The sequence below is a fragment of the Paraburkholderia lebeckiae genome, assembly GCF_014201005.1.
Taxonomy (GTDB): domain Bacteria; phylum Pseudomonadota; class Gammaproteobacteria; order Burkholderiales; family Burkholderiaceae; genus Paraburkholderia; species Paraburkholderia tuberum.
The window spans coordinates 543,307-560,069 of the sequence record NZ_JACHDK010000001.1 but is presented as its reverse complement, the minus strand read 5'-3'; the positions used below and the strand labels follow the sequence as shown (position 1 = coordinate 560,069).

6 protein-coding genes, 1 tRNA gene and 1 pseudogene are annotated in these 16,763 nt (G+C 62.9%); 5 read left to right on the top strand and 3 right to left on the bottom strand.

The features are described 5' to 3' along the window. Nucleotides 1-10 precede the first annotated feature (10 nt). The 3 genes from HDG39_RS02500 (at nt 11) to HDG39_RS34855 (ending at nt 13,245) form a co-directional block, all read left to right on the top strand. Nucleotides 11-919, top strand: a complete 909-nt coding sequence (locus HDG39_RS02500) for a peptidylprolyl isomerase (protein ID WP_184002941.1) — start codon at nt 11-13, stop codon at nt 917-919. Between the two features lie 130 nt (nt 920-1,049). Further along, nucleotides 1,050-12,251 (top strand): two-partner secretion domain-containing protein, encoded by an 11,202-nt coding sequence (locus HDG39_RS02495; RefSeq protein ID WP_260327485.1) that lies wholly within the window; start codon nt 1,050-1,052, stop codon nt 12,249-12,251. 310 nt (nt 12,252-12,561) lie between these two features. Continuing rightward, the gene (locus HDG39_RS34855) at nt 12,562-13,245 is read left to right on the top strand and encodes a VENN motif pre-toxin domain-containing protein (protein ID WP_409259148.1); all 684 of its coding nucleotides are present in this window, start codon (nt 12,562-12,564) and stop codon (nt 13,243-13,245) included. 174 nt (nt 13,246-13,419) lie between these two features. On the opposite strand, the pseudogene HDG39_RS34850 reads toward HDG39_RS34855, so the two are convergent. Both HDG39_RS34850 and HDG39_RS02485 read right to left on the bottom strand, forming a co-directional pair. Continuing rightward, nucleotides 13,420-13,623 (bottom strand): annotated as a pseudogene (locus HDG39_RS34850) (hypothetical protein); the annotation flags it as partial. A gap of 254 nt (nt 13,624-13,877) precedes the next feature. Further along, nucleotides 13,878-13,953, bottom strand: a tRNA-Lys gene (locus HDG39_RS02485). A gap of 202 nt (nt 13,954-14,155) precedes the next feature. On the opposite strand from HDG39_RS02485, the gene HDG39_RS02480 reads away from it, so the two are divergent. Both HDG39_RS02480 and HDG39_RS02475 read left to right on the top strand, forming a co-directional pair. Next, the gene (locus HDG39_RS02480) at nt 14,156-14,560 is read left to right on the top strand and encodes a PaaI family thioesterase (protein ID WP_184002939.1); all 405 of its coding nucleotides are present in this window, start codon (nt 14,156-14,158) and stop codon (nt 14,558-14,560) included. 55 nt (nt 14,561-14,615) lie between these two features. Beyond that, entirely contained in the window at nt 14,616-15,494 is an 879-nt protein-coding gene (locus HDG39_RS02475) for a patatin-like phospholipase family protein (RefSeq protein ID WP_184002937.1), read from the top strand. A 51-nt stretch (nt 15,495-15,545) separates the two neighbouring features. Here the strand turns inward: HDG39_RS02475 and HDG39_RS02470 are convergent, their stop codons facing one another. Next, entirely contained in the window at nt 15,546-16,559 is a 1,014-nt protein-coding gene (locus HDG39_RS02470; protein WP_018418956.1) for a D-2-hydroxyacid dehydrogenase family protein, read from the bottom strand. Nucleotides 16,560-16,763: the final 204 nt, after the last annotated feature.

The window sequence follows — 16,763 nt, the reverse complement described above, 5'->3', positions numbered from 1 at the left end:
AGAGGTTCATATGAAACATCGTCCGATCACAGTCAGGATTCGGAACGCCACGTTGATCGCCACGCTCGGTCTTGCCGCCGGTTTGCTGCCTGCAGCGCATGCGGCTAACAAGCCCAAGGCAAAACCCTCGGCCGACAAGGCAGCGGATGCCATCGGTGGTCCGCTGCCCGCAAACGGCGTGGCACGCGTCAACAACGTCGTGATTACGCAGGACCAACTCGACCAGGCCGTGCGTGCGTTGAACGTGCCGGATACGCCCGCGTTGCGCGCGTCGGTGAAAAATCAGCTGATCGCCCGTGAACTGTTCCGCGAGGCTGCCGAGAAGCAGCACTACGAATCGCGTCCGCAAGTCGTGGCCGCGGTCGAACAGGCGAAGACGGCCGCGATGACCGCCGCGTATCTGCGCGATCAGGTCAAGCCCACACCCGTGACCGACACCGATGTGAAGGCGAAATACGACGCGATCGTCGCGACCCTCGGTGACAACGAATACAAGCCGAGCGCGATCGCCGTGAAAGATGCCGACACCGCTCAAACGGTGCTCACGCAACTTAAGAAGGGCACCGACTTCGCGCAACTCGCGAAGCAGTACAGCCAGGGCCCGGGCGCGGCACAGGGCGGCGCGATGAACTGGGTTTCGTTCAAGACGCCGATTCAGCCGGGTAACACACAGAACTGGCCACAGCCGCTCGCCGAAGCGCTCGTCAAGCTGCCGCAAGGCGGCGTGTCGAGCACGCCGGTGCAAATCGGCGACGCGTACTGGATTCTGCGTGTCGACGAAAAGCGTCCGACGCAGATTCCCCAATACGACCAGATTAAGGATGCGCTGCGCAAACAGCTCGAACAGGTCGCACTGGAGAAAGCCACGGCGCAGGTCGTGGTCGATCTGATGAAGAACGCGCGGATTCAGCAGCAGTAAGAAGCCTCGCTTTTGCAGAGGCGCAGCGGACGGGATGAAACCGCTGCAACGCCGTTTCGGGTTGGTCGCCCGGAACGGCGAAGAAGAAGTGCCGGAAGTACAAGAAGAACCAAAAAAAGACGAGAGCACCATGAACGCGTCCACACGCAACGCTTTGCGACAACTCGAGCAAAACCGTCAGGCACACGACGAGCGGCACGATCGCGGCATGCAGTCCGCGCGGCTGCGCTGGTCGGTGCCGATGCCTGCGCGTGCGTATCGCGTGTGGCAGCGCGCGGTCTCGGCGCTGGTCGCGTTGACGCTGTTCGCCGGACCGCTCTCGATCACGTTCGAGCAAAGCCGTGACGCTGCCGGGGTGCTGGCTGCCGGAAGCCATCGTCTGGACGACGAAGCATGGCAACGCATCATTGACCTGAGCGCGGTGCGTATCCGCTTTGCGATGCAAATGGCGCAGGCCGCGCCGATTGTCGATCCGACCGCGCCGATCACGTTTCAACCGAAGATCACGCAGACCACCGGCGCGGGTGGCGGCGTCCCTGTCGTGAACATCACCGCGCCGAACGCGGCGGGGATTTCGCTCAACAAGTATCAGAGCTTCAACATCGATCCGGTCGGGCTGATTCTGAATAACAGCCAGATGGGCGGCACGTCGCTCACCGGCGGCGATCTGCAGGCGAATCCAAATCTCGTGGGCCGCCCAGCGAGCGTGATTGTCAATCAGGTGACGTCGACGGGCGCCGCGTACGCGAGCCTGCTCAACGGGCCGCTCGAAGTGTTCGGTGCGCCAGCCACCGTCATCATCGTGAATCCCAACGGCATTACGACCAACGGCACGGGGTTCACGAATACGATCGGCGTCACGCTGTCGACCGGTACGCCCCAGTTTCTGAGTGATCTCAAGGGCACGGTTACCGACTTCGATAACGCGCAAGCGGTCGGTTATAGCGTGACCGGTGGCCATATTCAGATCGAAGGCAACGCGGGCGTAAATGGCCCGGGTGCCGGTATTGAAGGCACGGTCGGCACGATCGACCTGATCGGCGAAACCATCGGGATCAATGCACCGCTGTATGCAGGCCAACGGATCAACGCGCTTGCCGGGCGCCAGTTCGTGCTGCCGTCGGCGGTGAGCAGCAACGGCACCACGTATGCGACGTCGGCGAATGGCTCGGACAACTCGGCCAGCGCGATCAATAGCGCCAATGGCCATGCCAACAATGGTCTTGCCATCGACGCCACCGCGTTCGGCGCGATGACCGCCGGCCAGATCCAGATGATCGGCACCGCAGCCGGCATGGGGGTGCGCACCGATGCGCAGATGGCCGCGAATACCGGTGATTTGCTGCTGTCGTCGAACGGTGACCTGACGGTGAACGGTTCGGCCGCGCAACAGCAGGCCACGCTGCAGGCGAGCGGCAATCTGTCGATGACCGGCGCGCACGTCGGCATCAGCGGCTACACGATCAATGCGAACGGCGACGTCACGTCGACCGGCACGATTCAGAGCGGCGGCAAGCTCGCCGTCACGGCGGGCGGCAACGTCAACGTGGCGAATGCGCAATCGAACGGCGACACGGCGGTCACGGGCGGCGCGAACGTCACGCTTGGCGACGTGCAGACCGGCGGCGCGCTCGCGGTGACGGCGCAAGGCAACGACGGCACAGGCGATATCAACCTGAACGGCACTTCCGTGATGAGCGGCGCGACGAGCTTGCAGGCCGCGCGCGACATCAACATGAACGGGCAGACCAACGGCAGTACGTTGCAGGCGACAGCGCAGCGCAACGTCAACGTGAACGGCGCGCTGCAGACCTCGAGCGATCTCGGCTTGACCGCGACGCAAGGCAGCGTGACGAACAACGGAACGATCAAAAGCGGCAATAACCTCGCGCTGACGTCCGGTCAGAACACAAGTGTGGTTGGGCAGGCCACCGCGCAGAAAGCCGTCATGGTGACGGCAGGCCAGGACTTCTCAGTGAGCGGATCGCTCGCGAGTGGCACGACGCTCGCCGCCAACGCCGCGCGCGATATCTCGATAGCGGGTTCGCTGCTCGCTGGAACTGACGCGCAGGTGAGCGCAGGCCGCAACCTCGACGTTCCGGGAGTGGTCATCGTGCAGCAGGATGGCGTGTTCAATGCACAGAACAATCTCACCGGCAGCGGGTCGGTGGCGTTCGGCCAGAACGGTACGTTGACGACAGGACAGGACGTCGCGTTCACCGGCAAGCTGCTCGCCAATGGTCTGCAAGTGACGGCGGGCAACAACGCGAGTCTCGCCGACGTACAGGCGGGCGGCGCTTTCAACGTTGCGGCGAATGGTATCACCAGCAACCCGGCGGGTGGTGGCGACGTGACGTTCAACGGCAACGCAGCTTCGGTTGGCGCGGCAAACGTGCAGGCGGCGCGCGATGTGGTCGTCAATGGCACGCTGGCGGGTGGTTCGCAGGTCACGCTGACGGCGCAGCGCAATGTTGCCGTGGCCGCAGCGGGCACCGTGCAGGCGGTTGGCGATCTGTCGGTCGCGGCGATGAATGGCAGCGTGAATTCGAGCGGCACGTTGAACGGCGCGGCGAACCTCGTCGTCAATGGCGCGCATGATGTTGCGCTGACCGGTGCGACGAGCGTAACCGGCGATACCACGCTGACGGCCGGGCTTGACCTGACCATCGGTGGCACGCTGGCGGGGCAGGGGGCGGCGATGCTCAGCGCGGGCCATGACGTGATCGCGGGCGGCAGCAGCGGTTTCGTCCACGATGCGAACGTCACCGCTGCGAACGACTTGTCGGTGACCGGTGCGTTGCAAGGCGCGGGCGTCTCGCTGATGGCGGGTCATTCGGTGACGTTGACCAACGTGCAGGCGAACTCGGCGCTGCAAGTCGCGGCGAACGGCGGCACGCTGGCGGTCAGCGGCCTGGTGGCATCGTTGTCGACGGCGTCGCTGACTTCTAGCGGCGATACGTCGATCAATGGCGCGTTGCAGAGTGCGAACGCACTGAACGTGACGAGCGGCGGCAACACGTCGATCGCCGGCAGCGTCGCGTCGAATGACAACGTCACGCTGACGAATGCAGCGGGCTCGCTGAGGAGTACCGGCAACATTCAGTCGGGCGACAACCTGTTGATCAATGCGGCGCAATCGGTCGACCTCGGTACGCAAGGCACTTCCGCGCTCGGAGACCTGACTGTCAACGCCGGGCAGAACCTGACGATGAACGGCACGGTTGTCGCGCAAGGCAACGGCACGTTGACGGCCGGCGGCACGATTGCGGGCGCGGCAACCAGCGCGTTCGGCCTTGCGGCGAACGTCAGTTCCGGTGGCGACATGAATCTGACCGGTTCGCTGCGCGGCGGCACGGTGCAGACGAATGCGGGCGGCTCTGCAACGTTGCATGACGTGCAGGCGGCATCGAGCCTTGCACTTGCGGCGACTCAGGATCTGAACATCACCGGTGCGGTGACGGGCGGTGCGGCGGTCACGCTGAACGCCGGGCAGAACATCGGCATCAGCGGGTCGATTCAATCGGCTAACGACACCACGCTGACCGCGCAGAACGGCAGCGTCAGTTCGACGGGCACGATTGCAAGCAACGGCGCGTTCAACGCGCAGGCCGGTTCCGACATCAACCTCGGTGGCACGACCACCGCTGCGCTCGATACGACGCTCAACGCAGCGCGCGACGTCAACGTGACCGGCATGCTTGCCGGACAGGGGCAAGGCATCGTGACGGCGAGTCGCGATATCGTCGGCGCGGGCACGATGACCTTCACGCAGGCGGCTACGCTGAACGCGGGCCGCGATGTGGCGCAAGGCGGGCTGATCCAGGGCCAGGCGGTTCAGGTGACGGCGGCGGGCAACATCGGCGTGAACAACGTCGAATCGGCTAGCACCGTCGCGTTGAGCGCGAATGGTACGAACACGGCCAATGGCCCGGGCAATCTCACGGTCAATGGGTCCGTTGCCGCCGCGGGTGCGGTGACGGCGACGGCCCAGAACGATGTGACTGTGGCGACGACAGGCAAGATCGCCAGCGGCACGACCGTCGGCATTAACGCGCAACACGATATCAACGTCGCAGGCGCGGTCGAGTCGGTCGGCGATGCGGTGCTCAACGCGCAGCAGGGCAGTTTGAACGCGACGGGCGGCATCAACAGCGGCGGCAAGCTGAACATCGCGACGGGTCTGGATCTGTCGCTCGGCGCGAGCACGAGCGCAGTCGGCGACGCAACGTTGAATGCGGGCCGTGATGCGCTGTTGAACGGTTTGCTGATCGGCCAGGCGAACGGTTTTGTGACGGCAGGCCGCGATATCGGCGGTGCCGGTACGCAGGCGTTTACGCAAGCGGCGAACTACACGGCGCAACGTGATATCGCGCTGACCGGTGGCGTGCAGGCGAACACGATCAATGCGCTGGGCGGCGACAGCGCCACGCTGCACGACGTCAATTCGGCGACGACCTTGACTCTCACTGCAAACGGCAACGTCGGCGGTGGCGATGCGGCGATCACGGGTACGGCGACGGCGCCCGGTCTGGTCACGCTAAGCGGCGCGCGCGACGTGCTGGTCAGCGGTTCGTTGACCACCGGCGATTCGTTGACGCTTGCTGCGCAACGAAACGTGACGGTGAACGGCACGGTGCAAACCACGGCAGGCGATCTCACCGCTACGGCAGCGACCGGCAGCATTGCGCTGACCGGCACTACGACCACCTCTGGCGCATTGAACCTGACGTCCGCGCTCAATACGCAACTCGGTGGCACGATCAACGCGGCCAAGGATGTGACCGCGCAGGCGGGCCGCGACATCATGCTGACCGGCGCGCTTGCCGGCCAGCTCGGCGGCACGCTGGCGGCATCGCATGACATCAACGGTGCGGGTACGGCGGCGTTTGCTCAGGCAGCGACGCTGAATGCATCGCACGACCTCGCATTGACCGGCGCGCTGCAAGGCGCGAGCGTCACGGTGACGGGTGGCAACAACGCGGGCCTGGGCAGCGTGCAGGCGGTGACCGGTAACCTTGCCGTGACCGCAAACGGTAACGCGGGCGGCGGTGACGTAACACTCGGCGGCACGGCTACGGCGCTCGGTACGCTGGCGCTGCAGGCGACACGCGATGTTGGCGTGAGTGGTGCGATCAACACAGGCGGTACGACGACGATCGATGCCGCGCGCAGTATCGCGCTCGCCGACGTCAACTCGGCAGGCGATCTGACGCTCACTGCGACCAGCGGCAGCGCGAGTGCAGCGAATGTCACGACGCAAGGCAATCTGAATGCGAACGCTGGCCAGCCACTGACTTTCTCCGGTGCGACGACGGTGGGCGGCAATGCGCAACTCACGTCGGCTGGCGACCTGACGCTGACCGGTGGCATCGGCGCACAGAACGTGGGCACCTTGACGGCAGGCGGTTCGATCAACGCGGGTTCCGTCGCGTTTGGCCAGCAGGCTACGCTGAACGCGGGCGGCAGCATCGGTGTGAGCGGCATCGTCGCGACCAACGGCACCTTGAATGCGACAGCGGGCAACGATCTGTCAATGGGCTCGGCGCAAGCCGGCGGCGCGATTGCGTTGCAGGCGCAAGGACACGATGGCGCGGGCGATGTGAGCGTGGGCGGCACGCTTGCCTCCGGGGCGTCGCTCAGCGTGACGGCCATGCGCGATGCGACGATCCGCGGAAATGCTTCGGCTGTCGGCGCGCTCACGGTGACCGCGGGCCGCAATCTCGCGGCAAGCGGCACGGTCGGCGCGAATTCCGATGTCACGTTGAGCGCGAGCGGCGGCATTTTGAGCGTTGGCGGCGCGGTGACGAGTCAAGGCAATCTGAAGGTAACGTCGGGCGGCGCGCTGGCGCTGAATGGTGGACTCGTCAACGGCGACACGACGATTAATTCAGGCGGCAATGCTACGTTGACCGGCGCATTCCTCGGCCTCGGCCTCGCCACTATCAACGCAGGCGGCTCCGTCAACGGCGGTGGCTCGCTGACGTTCGGCAAGGACATCACGGTCGGTGCGGGCGGCGCCATCACGCTTGGGGAGATTCAGGGCGCGGGCCTGTTCACGGCGACCTCGGTTGGTGATATGTCGCTCGGCGCGACGACGGCCGTGGGCAATATGACGGCAAATTCCACGGGCGGCAGTGTTGGCTTTAGCGGCAACGTGCAGTCCGGCGGCAATGTGGCGATTCAGGCGGCCAATAACGCGACCGTGATCGGCGCAGTGTCGTCGATGGGCACGGTCAATGTCACGGGCACGCACGGCAATGTGAACGTGGCGGGCGTCTCGGCGAACGGCGATGCGACGATGAGCGCCGGGCAGACGCTCACGTTGAGCGGGACTAGCACGGTGGCGGGGCAGTTCACGCTGAACGGCGGCAATGTCACGTTGAGTGGCTCGCAAGGCGGCTCGAAGAATGTGAACGTGAGCGCGCAGGGTACGCTCGATGCGAGCCAGACGTCGATGGTGTCGACTGGCAATATGCAGTTCAGCGGCACGAATGTGACCTTGGGTTCGGCGATTGTCGGCGGGACCTTGACGGCCTCGGCGTCGAATCAGCTCTCATTGGTCGGCGCCGCGATAGATGTGGTCGGCGCGGCGACGCTGACCTCCGGCAATGGCTTTTACAACGCGAGCCAGGTGTTGTCCGGCGATGCGTTGTACGTGTCTGCCCCTAGTCTGACGAATGCGGCGAACGCGTCGCTGGCGTCGACGACCACGACGACGATCAACGCGACGAACTTCACTAACGCGGGCCTCGTGAATGGCTCGACGACGAATATCTCCGTTGCAGGTAGCCTGAATAACTCAGGCGGATCATTGATGGCCGTGAACGGCCTATCGATCAACACGGGCACGTTGAATAACCAGAACGGGCTCATCTTCGCGGGAAATCCGAATGCACCCGGTGGCCCGACGACTGGCGACGTCTCGCTGACGATCAACGGCGGGGACGGTTCGTTCTACAACGCCAGTGGTCAGATTCTCGCGCAGCGCAACATGGGCATCAGCGCCGTGAACATGGCGTTTGATCCGTCGCAGGGAACGATTAGCCAGGGCGGTCAGCTCTCGATTACCGCGGGGTCGATCAATAACACCGGAACGTGGAGTTATGGCGGTCAAAGTGTGACGCTGACGGGGCTGAACGGCGTCAACAACTACGGCACGATGACCGGCACGGCGCCGTTGACGATCACGACCAATGGCACGTTCACGAACTTCGGTCAGGTCGCCGGCAACGACGTAACGTTCAACGGCACCTTGAACAACGCGGTCGGCGCGGTGATGCATGCGGACGACGCGCTGACGCTCAACGGCAACGCCACGAATCGTGGCACCGTGGAAGCGGGCAACCTGCTTTCGATCAACGGGGGTAACTACGACAACCAGGGCGCGACGACCCAGTCCAACGGCAACATGCAGTTTTCGCTGGGCGGCACGCTGCAGAATACGACGGGCACGATCTCGGCCGCGGGGAACATCACCATCAATGCGGGCGCGGTCGTCAACGATGGTGTTCAGGGCGGTTTGACATCGTCTACCCAAGTGGTTTCGGCGGCCGACGACCCGTCACTGTATGGCTCGATAGTGGTCGGCACGCAGACGGTTTATGGGTTCACGGGTGGCAACGGCGGATCGTATTACGACGCGACCTATACCTACAACGCGAACTTGTCCGACCTGGGCCCCGACCTGGCGAATGGCGTGCTCGACGTGGCGCACAACGCCGCCTTGACCGGCATGTATGGCGCACAACTCACGGAGCCGACGCAGGTCGGCAGCAATTTGCAGCAAGCCGGCGTTTCGTATCAGACGATCGCTCTGCCGGGTATCGATCGCACTGTCACGGCTCCAGGCGCCGGCACGCCGGGCACCATCATGGCGGGGGGCAACATCACCCTGACCGCAGGCTCGCTGTCGAACGCCGATGGCATCATTTCTGCCGGCGGCAATGTCAACTTCAACCTTCAATCGCTGAATAACGGTTCGCTTGGAGATGTGACGGCGACGGTCGTGGACACGGTCGACCAGACACAACTCAACGCTTTCATGGCGCAACTGCAGGCGCTGGGGAGCGTCGGCCTTTATAACGCGCCGATCCCCTACGAGCTTGGGGGATACGTGGGCGGCGAAAGTACGGCTACGTTCAATTCGACTGCGTCGGTTCCTGCGAGCATCACGACCACGACCACAACGTTTGGCCAGCAAGGATTGATCGTCGCCGGCCAGGATGTGAACCTCTCGGGCGGCAACCTCGTCAACAGCGGGAATATCTATGCGGGCCGCAATTTCAACGCAAGTGGAGCCCAGTCCTTCAGCAACCAGGGTGAGCGCATCACGTCGACGAGCAGTTCGCCTGGGTGCGCGACGGGCGTGTCGGCCAGCGAGTGCGCCGCCGGAATGGGCTATCGGGGAGACAACCCGACGACAACGAGTTTCAGCTACGCGCAGCAGAGCGCGACGATATACGCCGGCAACGACCTCGTTATCGCCGCCGGCCAGGTCAGCAATACGTATGGCAACCTTCTCGCTGGTCACGACATCGTGATCGGCGGTGTCGGTACGACTGCGAGTTCGACAACCCCTGCGCAAGGACTGACCAACACGTCGGGCGAAATCGTGGCGGGCAACAACATCACGCTCAACGTGTCGGGCGCGATAACGAACACACTGCCGCCGCCTGTGCCCGTGCATCAGGACTACGGTTCGAATGAGCAGTATTCGGGTTGTATGACGGCGGGTGGCTACAGGGAGAGCTACTGCGAGGGTTATGTCGACCAGCAGTCGGGCAGTTCCTCGGTGATCAGCGCGGGCAATAACCTGCAGATCAATGCGGGCAGCCTGACTAACATCGGTAGTCTGATTAGTGCCGGAAATGCGGCGACTATCGCCGTGGCGGGTCCGGTGGTGAATGAGGCACAGACGCTCAATGCGTACTGGCACTCGCACTGGGTGCAGGAAACGGGCATGTTCAGCCCGGACAAACGTCATGACGTCTGGGCTTGCGGGTCGCCGGCCGAGTGCACGGCGCTCTATGGCAGTGCCTATACGAACACGGGGGGCACGATTGATCCGCCGCAGCCGGTCGGCAATATCGCGGCTACGATTCAGGCGCCGAATCTGACCATTACGTCCGGCGGACAGATCCAGAACGTCGGCAACGTGATCGGCACGTCGGTGACGCTGACCGGCCAGAAGCTGATCAATGGCATCACGACGGCCAACACCTATACGCCGCGTGTTAATGGGCCGTCGCAGGTTATTTCGCTCAGCCCGGTGAATATGCCTGGCATCAGCATCACGATGCAGCGTCAGGTGGGCGGCGCCTTACCGGCTGCAGTGGCTGGGAAGGCTTCATACGTGGATGGCTCGTTGGGTACGTCTACGCTCGGCAACCTCGGTCCGCAGGATCTGATCGATGCGCTTCCGGCCAACCTTCAGCCTACCTCCACGCTGTTCTATTACAACCCGCAGGAGGAAGACCTGGTTCTGCAGCAGGCGGCGTTGCAGCAAACCGGCAAGGCGAGTTTTATTGATGGCTTGACGTACGACAGCAAGACCAACACGTCGGTGACGGAGCAGGAAAAAGCAGATCTGTATCAGAACGCGCTCGACTACGCGACGGCGAACAACCTGCAACTGGGCGACGCGCTGACGCAGGCGCAGGTCAATACGCTCGACAAGCCGATGCTCTGGTATGTGGAGCAAACCGTCCCGGATCCGTCGTGTACGGCGACGGGGCCGGCGTTGAATACGTGTCCGACGAGCACAGCGCTAATGCCGCAGGTTTATCTGCCGACCAACAGCAATGCAATGTCGGCGGGCGGCAATATCTCGGGCCAGGACGTCACGCTGAATTTCGGCAAAGGCGACGGCGGCAGCATTCTGAACACCGGGAGCATTTCTGCTTCCGGCACGCTGACGGTCAATACGGACTCGTTGACCAACCAGGCAAACCAGGTCGATGTTGGGCAGATCTGGCAGAAGGTGAAGGGCGGGTACGTCGATACCACGGGCACGACAGTTCAGCCGGGCGGTTTCATGAGCGCGGCGGACATGGATCTGAGCGTGCAGACGCTGAACCAGATCGGCGGCGCGTTGCAGCAGCTTAATGCGGACGGCACGGTCAATCAGGCGGGCACGCAGCAGTTGCTGGCGCAGTTGCAGCAGCAACTGGGTGGCGACTTCACGCAGCAGACGCTAAGCGATAACCTGCATACAAGCTTTGTTGCATCGGGCGGGCTTGGGTTGGGAGCGTTCGACGAGGTCATTGAAATGGCTGCGGCCATTGCGCTCTCGTACGTGATGGGTCCGCTAGCCGGTGCGATGCTGTCAGCGGCGCTCGATGACGTTGTGAATTCAGGCACCCTGAACCTGATGGATGTTGTGCAGGCCGGAGCTGTCGCCACGCTTACCTACGGAATTGATGACGGGCTGGGGCTGAATGACTTGTCGCTCCCGAATGTCGGTAATGACATTGCGAACGGGACGGCCTCCGCAGGGGAAATCCTGCAGGGTGGTGTGGAGGTCGTTGGAAGAGGTGTGGTGAGCGCTGGCGTTGATACGGCAGTGTACGGTGGCAGCTTTGGAAAGGCGCTGGAGACGAGCGTCGCCAGCGACGTGGCTGCGGTGGGGGCTGGCGCGATTGGCCAGGCGGACGCCAACGGAGCCTTTGGGAGTGGACTGTCCGGCGAACTGACGTATGCCGCGGCGCACGCGGCATTGGGCTGCGCGGCCAGTGCAGCGGATGGCACGGGATGCGCCGGTGGTGCCATTGGTGCAGGGTTAGGTGCTGCGATTAACCCAATTATCGATAGCAATGGGAATATCCCGCCTGCGTTGGAAACCGCCATCACGACCGCGGTCGGAGGGAGTATCGCAGGTGCGCTGGGATACAACGTCCAAGGTGCCGTTACTGCCGCAGCAAACGAAACGCTCAATAATTGGGCCGCCCACGCTGGGTTGTCTGGTAGCGTCACGTTGGGTGGAGTTACCTACACAGGAGGCGTGGGCCTCGCAGCAGACGGCAATGGGAACGTCGGGTGGTATACGGCGTTCAATCAAAACGCCATACCCGGTGTTGGATTTGGAGGAATCGGCTCAGTTGGGATCAGCGTGGGGTCATATCCCGGCGCAAATACGATCATGGACTTGGGCGGCCCGTTCAATGCGGGAAGCTTGGGAATCGGTCTGGGGCCGTATGGGGCCATCGACGTTTATCAAGATCCAAGTAAATCGCCGTTGAATCCATTTAGCTATGGCGGTGGGTTCACGATCGGGGTCGGGGTGGGCGGGGGCGGCTCTGTAACTCGCCCGAGTACCACAGTTCATCCGTTTTGAAACGTGAGGGGCAATGGGTTCGCAAAAAATAAAGCCATTGGTGTATTGGCTGACGGTTATTCTTGGGATTGCTTGTTTAATTTTTAGTGTCGAAACGTATAACCGGGATATTTTGACGGCGCCGCGTTCGCCGAATCCAGCCACTGGAAATGTCGTTCCGTACAACAATCACGGGACGATTGTGTATCTGACAACGAGACAGGCGCTGGTGGAACGATGGGGTCCATTCTGGTGGATAGCATCGTGGGCATCGCGCTCCGGTGACGCGGATCATCGATGAGCTTCGTCGAGCAAGAGTGTAGACGGAGCCATTGGTGGGGCCGCCAGTGCGGCCTTCTCGCCTGACTTCATCAGCGCCATTGATGCGACTGGCGCGCCGCTTGATCCGGGCCAACAGGCGGCGCTGGCCGCGTTTGCGACGCTGGCCGGTGGTGGCCTCGCCGGACTTGCGGGCCAAAACATGCAAGGCGCAGCAACAGCGGCGCAGAACGAGGCGCTGAATAACTCGGGTGCGGATTCACACGTGGCCGCGACAGCTCAAAACGGCGGTCTGCTTAACGCGTTCGGCACGTTGTTGCAGAACACCTATGGTGACCCGCTCGGCTCGTTTCAGAACTGGGGTAGTCAATTTGCGGGGCTGGTGACGGGTAACAACGGACAGACGCCGCCGTCCGATCCGAATAATCAGTTGTCGGGCGGGAGCAACGGCAATCCGCCGAATACCGGTGCGGCTCCCGTGACGCCTCCGACGGTGGCCTGTGTGCCCGGTGCGGGATGCGTTGTGACGCCGCCCCTGGTTTCGCCGGGATCACCGAACAACGCACCGGGCAACGCGACTCTGTCGAGCGGCAACAGTGGGGGCAGCAGCGGGACGGGTTCCGGAGCGGACGGCGGCGCACCCACCTACACGAATAGCGATGGCACTTCACAGAACGCCGAGCAACAGAAGCTGATAACGGTCGCTTGTTGGAAGCCGTACTGCATCAAGCTCTGACCACCCCAGCACTAGCAACGGCGGCGTGAGCGACGCAAACGGTCGACAACGGTGAGACAGATTGCAAGGATTTTGCTCCGTCGCTGATGCTTCTCGGCAAGCGAATCCGAGCGGTCAACGCGCACATGACAACGGGGCCACGCGGCCCCGTTTCTGTGTTGCTCTAAACGTTCGTTAGCCCGGCGAGCCACCGTCGTATCCGAACCCGCTCGACGGTACGGCTCGGGCAGTCCCATGGCCTTCCGAAGCCGCAACAGGTTGGCGGCGACCGCCGCTTTGCTGCTACCGACCGTCGGCGTTTTGTGCAGCTCATGCCATTGTTCGATCACCTGGTCGGGCGGCAGGTCGAAGCGACTTCAGCCAGCTGCGAGACTCTATGCAAGCGATGGAGGGGGGCAGGCAACCGCGAAAAGCGACGGGACGCATGGCCTCGGTAAAGACCTGCCCAGCCTCCACGGTGCGCGACCGGAGCAATGCGGACGACGGCTCCAGTGTCCAGATTGGACCGCTGCCTGACCCGTGGATGTGGATCGACGTTGACTGATGTGGTCCCAAAATGCCTACACCGTGCCTACACGAAACCCAGAAAGCAAAGCCCAGCCGTGTAGGCTGGGCTAAGTGCTTGAATTGATTGGTGGGGCGTGAGTGACTCGAACACTCGACCTACGGATTAAGAGTCCGCTGCTCTACCAACTGAGCTAACGCCCCAACAGAAGCGAAATTATGCAGGATCTTTTCGAGATTGCCAAGCCCTCTTCGCAGTGTTATTAAAAAGATCGCATCGCCCGAACTTGAGCGTTCCCTCGACAAAGCCGCCATCCCGAAAACATCGACGCGTCCGACGCTGCCGGTATCATGTCGCGGAGACACCTCCTGCACGCAGCATCGCGGCTTTCGCCCGGGGATTCCCATGGATGACAAAGAGATTACCGAGCTGCTCGACCGAGTTCTCGCCCCATGGGTCCGGGCGCTCACGTTGACGCCGATCAAGGTCGACGAGCAAAGCGCCACGCTGCGTCTGCCGTTCTCTGGCGAGTGGCGACACTCGGGCGGCATGATCAGCGGCCAGGTATTCATGGCGGCCGCGGATACGGCGATGGTCGTCGCCATTACCGCCGCGCTCGGCGGCTTCAAGCCGATGAGCACGGTGTCGCTGAACATCAACTTCATGCGCGCGGTCCGCAAGGGCGATGTTCTGGTCAAGGCGCGCGTGCTGCGCATGGGCCGCAATCTCGTGTTTGGCGAAGTCGAACTGTTCGACGAAGGCGGCAACATGGCGGTTCAAGCCACTACCACTTACGCGCTGCTCGAGTGAATGCGCGTCGGACCCGAGCGGGCCGCCAACACAATCCGCGCGAAGGAAAAGCAGCATGTTCGATCAGGTCGTATTCGCCGGCGGCGGCAACCGCTGCTGGTGGCAGGCGGGTTTCTGGGACGTCGTGCAGCCGCAGCTCGACATCCGTCCGCGCGTGATCACCGGCATTTCGGCCGGCGCCGCAACCGCGTGCATGATTTACACGCGCGGCGACTCCGACTGGGTTATGCGCTATTACGAAGACGCACTGCGCCACAACACGCGCAACGCCTACTGGGGCAATCTGCTGCGCGGCGAGTCGGTGTTCCCGCATTACCGGATCTACCGTCAGGCGCTGCTCGATATCTATGGCGACAAGTTTTCCAGGCTCGCGCAGGCGCCGGAAATCCGCATCGGCGTGTCGCATCTGCCGCGCTGGCTCGGCGCGAGAAGCGCGGTCGCGGCAGGGTTGGTCGCGTACAACATCGAAAAATACGTGCGCAAGACGCTGCATCCGACGCTCGGTCGGACGCTCGGTTTTCATCCGGAATTCGTGCGCGCGCAGGATTGCGCGAGCGTCGACGAGTTGGCCGACCTGATCCTGCAATCGTCGAGTACACCGCCGTTCACGCCGGTTCTGCGGCGCAACGGCCGGCCGGTGCTGGACGGCGGCATGGTCGACAACGTGCCGGTCGGCGCGCTAGATGCCGACGCGCCGGGCAACGTGCTCGTGATGGTCACGCGTCTTTATCCGCGGCCGCAGATGTTCGTCGTGCCACACGGCGTGCAGCAGCGGCTTTACGTGCAACCGTCGCGCAAGGTGCCGATTTCGAGTTGGGATTACACGAGTCCGTCGCAGATGGTGCACGCCTATAACCTTGGCCGCGCCGACGGCGAGGTCTTCCTCGAACGCATCCCTGCATTGATCGAGGCGGGAGCGCACGAAGCGCGATGAGCGACGCGGCGGGGCGGGCACACAGCTGATCCCGGCCGCCTCGCTCACCAATCACCGCCGACGCCCGCCCTGCAACGCCTCCGGATTCGCGACACTGGCGGTATCGCCGGCGTCGAACGCGAGGATGTTGTTGAACGCCGCCGAAAAATACAGCTCGTAGCTCTCGCGCTCGACGTAGCCGATGTGCGGCGTGCAGATCACGTTCTCCATGCGCAGCAGGCTGTAGCCTTGCAGGATCGGCTCGCTTTCGTAGACGTCGATCGCGACCATCCCCGGACGGTTGTGCGACAGCGCGTTCACCAGCGCACTCTCTTCGAGCAGCTCGGCGCGGCTCGTGTTCACGAGCAGCGCGGTCGGTTTCATGCGCATCAAATCGTCCTGCTTGACGATGCCACGCGTGTCGTCGTGCAGACGCAGATGCAGGGACAGCACATCGCTGGTCTCGAACAGTTCCTCACGACTCGCCGCGACGCTGTAGCCATCGGCGCGAGCGGCTTCGCGCGAGTGCTCGCGGCCCCAGATCAGCACGTTCATGCCGAACGCCTTGCCGTAGCCGGCGAGCAGTCGGCCGATCTTGCCGTAGCCCCAGATCCCTAGCGTCTGTCCGCGCAGCACTTGCCCCAAACCGAAGTTCGGCGGCAGCGCCGACGTCTTCAGCCCCGACTGCTGCCAGGCGCCCTGTTTAAGGTTTGCCACGTATTGCGGAATACGCCGTTGGGCGGCCATGATGAGTGCCCACGTCAGTTCGGCCGGCGCGACCGGCGAACCGCTGCCCTCGAGCACGGCAATGCCGCGCTCGGTACAGGCCGCTAGATCGATGTGGCTCGACACTTTGCCAGTCTGACTGATCATGCGCAAACGCGGCAGCTTGTCTAGTAGTTGCGACGTGATGCGGGTACGTTCGCGAATCAGGACGAGGGCGTCGACTTCCGCAAGACGGCTCGCAAGTTGTCCGAGACCGCGCACGGTATTGTTGAATACTTTGACTTCCTGGTCGGCTAGCAAGTGAAAGCAGTCGAGCTTGCGAACGGCGTCCTGATAATCGTCGAGGATGGCAATCTTCATGGTATGTAATTTGCGGCGCACCTCGTTGGTGCGAACGGAATGTTATGCTGACTGTCCCACCATGTGACTTAGGTCACACGTTAGTCTGGCTAGATGCCCTACCGTAGAAGCTGTCGCACACAGAAGAACGGCAACGCTACGTGAAGGCGAATTGAGAACGTTTTTAGCAGTTTGTTGCGTGTTGAGGCAAGCCGCTTTACACAA

Bases quoted from the DNA above. Each gene is read 5' to 3' on its own strand.
- HDG39_RS02500 (WP_184002941.1), top strand. From the start codon at position 11: ATGAAACATCGTCCGATCACAGTCAGGATTCGGAACGCCACGTTGATC.
- HDG39_RS02495 (WP_260327485.1), top strand. From the start codon at position 1,050: ATGAACGCGTCCACACGCAACGCTTTGCGACAACTCGAGCAAAACCGT.
- HDG39_RS02480 (WP_184002939.1), top strand. From the start codon at position 14,156: ATGGATGACAAAGAGATTACCGAGCTGCTCGACCGAGTTCTCGCCCCA.
- HDG39_RS02475 (WP_184002937.1), top strand. From the start codon at position 14,616: ATGTTCGATCAGGTCGTATTCGCCGGCGGCGGCAACCGCTGCTGGTGG.
- HDG39_RS02470 (WP_018418956.1), bottom strand. From the start codon at position 16,559: ATGAAGATTGCCATCCTCGACGATTATCAGGACGCCGTTCGCAAGCTC.